The sequence below is a fragment of the Xylophilus sp. genome (assembly GCA_009914555.1).
GTDB lineage: Bacteria > Pseudomonadota > Gammaproteobacteria > Burkholderiales > Burkholderiaceae_C > WNDY01.
Map to the genome: position 1 here is coordinate 1 of WNDY01000128.1, position 3,128 is coordinate 3,128.

At 49.5% G+C, this 3,128-nt stretch carries 4 protein-coding genes; all 4 read left to right on the forward strand.

The features are described from left to right. The coding region (locus tag GAK38_RS23760) for a transposase (RefSeq protein ID WP_325347300.1) at nt 1–266 on the forward strand (266 nt) is incomplete at its 5' end. Next, complete coding sequence (locus GAK38_RS23765; RefSeq protein ID WP_325347150.1) at nt 263–607, forward strand: hypothetical protein; 345 nt, start codon at nt 263–265, stop codon at nt 605–607. The genes GAK38_RS23760 and GAK38_RS23765, both read left to right, overlap by 4 nt. 679 nt (nt 608–1,286) lie before the next feature. Further along, nucleotides 1,287–2,138: an ABC transporter permease gene (locus GAK38_RS23770; protein ID WP_325347346.1), complete on the forward strand. Its 852-nt coding sequence runs from the start codon at nt 1,287–1,289 to the stop codon at nt 2,136–2,138. A 28-nt stretch (nt 2,139–2,166) separates the two neighbouring features. Then, entirely contained in the window at nt 2,167–2,895 is a 729-nt protein-coding gene (locus GAK38_RS23775) for an ABC transporter ATP-binding protein (RefSeq protein WP_325347347.1), read from the forward strand. Nucleotides 2,896–3,128 lie beyond the last annotated feature (233 nt).

Consider the following 3,128-nt stretch of genomic DNA (forward strand, 5'->3'; position numbering starts at 1 on the left):
GGTCGATGAAGGTGACGCCGCATGTGGCGCAGAACGTCAATGGTCGCCGCTCGGCCATTGACGGGCGCACGACGCGCCATTCCGGCTATGGGGTCAGCTTGCGCATCCGCAAGCGCATCGAGGAGGCGTTCGGTTGGATCAAGACCGTCGCGGGGCAGGACAAGACGAAGTTCCGTGGCCGCGACCGCGTCGGATGGGCCTTCACCTTCGCGGCCGCCGCCTATGATCTGGTGCGGCTGCCGAAACTGTTGACGGTGTCGTCATGAGCGCGGCCCCGAACTGCCGCCTGATTGGCCGCTGGCGGATCGTCGAGGCCGATCTATGGGATCGGGATTATCTCGACCTGGTTGACCCCGCCACAATCACCATCGGGGCCAACGGGCATGGCGAAATCGCCTTCGGTGCGATGCAAGCGAGCCTCGATCTCGGCTACAGCACGTCCATGGTCTTCTTCAGATGGCGCGGAAGCGATGAAATGGACGAAGTATCGGGCGACGGTCATGCCGAGTTACTCGATGATGGCGCGATCGAGATCACGTTCGCATACGATAGCGGAGACGAGGCCGTGCTGAAGGCCAAACCAGAGACTTCTTCAACAGCCTGCTAGACGTCCCTCGACAACGTTAAGAAAACTAATCACCTTCTGATACCCGCGTCGTTGCATGGTTCACTCGTTGACCGAGCCGTCGAAGATTTTGAGAATGGCAAATAGGATAGTCGTGCTATGTAATCTGGGTTCATGAAGGCATCGTGCCCACGTTCCTCCGTGAGAGATAAGCCGGGTTGTGCCTGATCGCGCGCCCAGATAGGCTTTTCGCATTGACGGACAGGAAAATAGTATAAGCCGGTAGACAGACGTAGTACGTGCGCCACGACATCATAACTCTTCTCAGCAAAGGGTTTTGTCGTTGGAAAGCTTAAAACGACGCTTCCGATGCAGCGCTCACCCATTTTCATGCCAAATTTTGGCGACGGAGAAGACCTCGACTCCAACGACATTTAGCAAAACGCGCACGGGCGAGGGTGTTGCCTGCTGTTGCGGTTATAACGGCAGTGAACCAAACTTGCTTTATTAGGTCTGTATCTAACGGTGCGTTGTCCTACAGCCAGCTTGTACAGTGTGCTAAATCGACAATCCGAGTTTAGCCACATTGTGAAGGCATTCCCTTATTGGAGGCGGTTGACTTGATTCAAGCATTTCCATTATTACACGCGATCAGACAGACGAAATATTTGCGAAGACGCGTGGGCGGCTCTGCATAATTTTCAACTAGGATTAGGTCTTTATGAGCGTTGAAGCTTTTGATGAGAACGCCGAGCTAGTCGCATACCGATTGAAGCCGAAGACAGGCATTAAAGTCGCATTGAACGATATTGTAGAGGCTTTTGCAAAATATCGTTTGGCTTTGATTTTTGGCTGGCAAGATGTTGCGCAGCGTTATCGTCGTTCGCGAGTTGGAGCGTTTTGGCTCACCTTGAATATGGCTGTTCTGATTGGTGCGCTCAGCGCAATTTTTGGAACGCTGTTCCAATCTGAAATGCATGAATATCTGCCTCACGTATGTGCTGGAATCATTATGTGGAGTTTCATTACAAGCTCGCTATCAGAAGGTTGTACTACCTTCAGTGGATCTGACGGCATTATTCTTCAGGTGAGAATGCCGCTTTTCACGCATATACTGCGCACGTTGTGGCGGAACGTGATAATATTCATGCACAATATCGTAATATTTCCTGTTATTGTTTTAATTCTTGGGCATACAATTAATTTCTATGCTTTGTTGTCGATTCCAGGGTTTTTGCTCGTTTTTTTGAATTTGGCCTGGATGATGCTCATTCTCGCCGTTCTATGTGCTAGATTCCGCGATATGACTCAGGTTGTAACAAATTTCCTACAGATACTCTTTTATGCAACGCCAATTATGTGGATGGTGAAGATTCTGCCGGATCATGTTTCTAAGGCATTTATCGAGTTTAATCCATTTTACCACTTCATTGAGTTGGTCAGGGCACCGCTCTTTGGACATGCTCCTGAAAACATCAGCTGGTTTGTTGCAATTGGACTTGCGGTTTTCGGTTGGGCCGTTGCGTTGGTATTCTTTGGAAAATACCGTTGGCGTGTAGCGTATTGGTTGTGATGATATGAGTTTGATTAAGTTAGACAACGTGAGCGTTGAGTTTCCAATTTATAACTCATCAAGTCGCTCCCTGAAGAACCGTGTTCTGAGCATTGCGACAGGCGGAAAAATTGAACGGAAGACTGATCGACTGGTTGTGATCCGTGGTCTTGAAGGAGTTTCAATGACTCTTAAGGACGGAGATCGTATCGGACTGATCGGTCATAATGGCTCGGGAAAGACAACGCTGTTGCGAGTGCTTTCGGGCATTTATACACCAACACAGGGCGCTGCTTTTATTGATGGAACCTGTGTTTCATTGATCAATATCCAACTTGGCATTGACCCAGATGCGACTGGACGCGAGAATATTCGCCTGCGCTCCGCTATGATGGGAATGCTTCCGAAAGAAATTGACGAGAAATTCGATGCAATAGCCGAATTTTCGGGCTTAGGTGATTTCTTGGATATGCCCTTCAGGACATATTCCTCAGGTATGCAGTTGAGGCTGGCCTTTGCAACTTCGACATCCGTGCGTCCAGAAATTCTGATTATGGACGAATGGTTATCAACTGGAGATGAGGACTTCAAAGAGCGTGCAAACAAACGCATGCACGAACTGGTGGGTTCGACCAAGATTCTGGTTCTGGCGAGCCATTCCAGAGAACTGCTGATGAAAAATTGCAATCGCGTTCTTTGGCTGGAGCACGGTCACTTGAAAATGGATGGCCCTACTCAAGAGGTACTATCTGCTTATTTCGGCAACGCGCAGAAATAAATCGCCACACTGATTGACTAAGCCTTAAACAAAAAACCCCGCTTCACATTTGAAAGCGGGGTTTTCTTGGTCTGTATGTCCGTCTGGCCTATTCCGGCTTGATCGACTTGAGCAGATCGGCAATCGAAACTTCGACCGTTGGGCGGATATCCTTACGCCACAGGGCAAAAGCCACGTTTGCTTCGATGAAGCCCGACTTCGAGCCGCAGTCGAATGTCAAACCTCGGTAATCG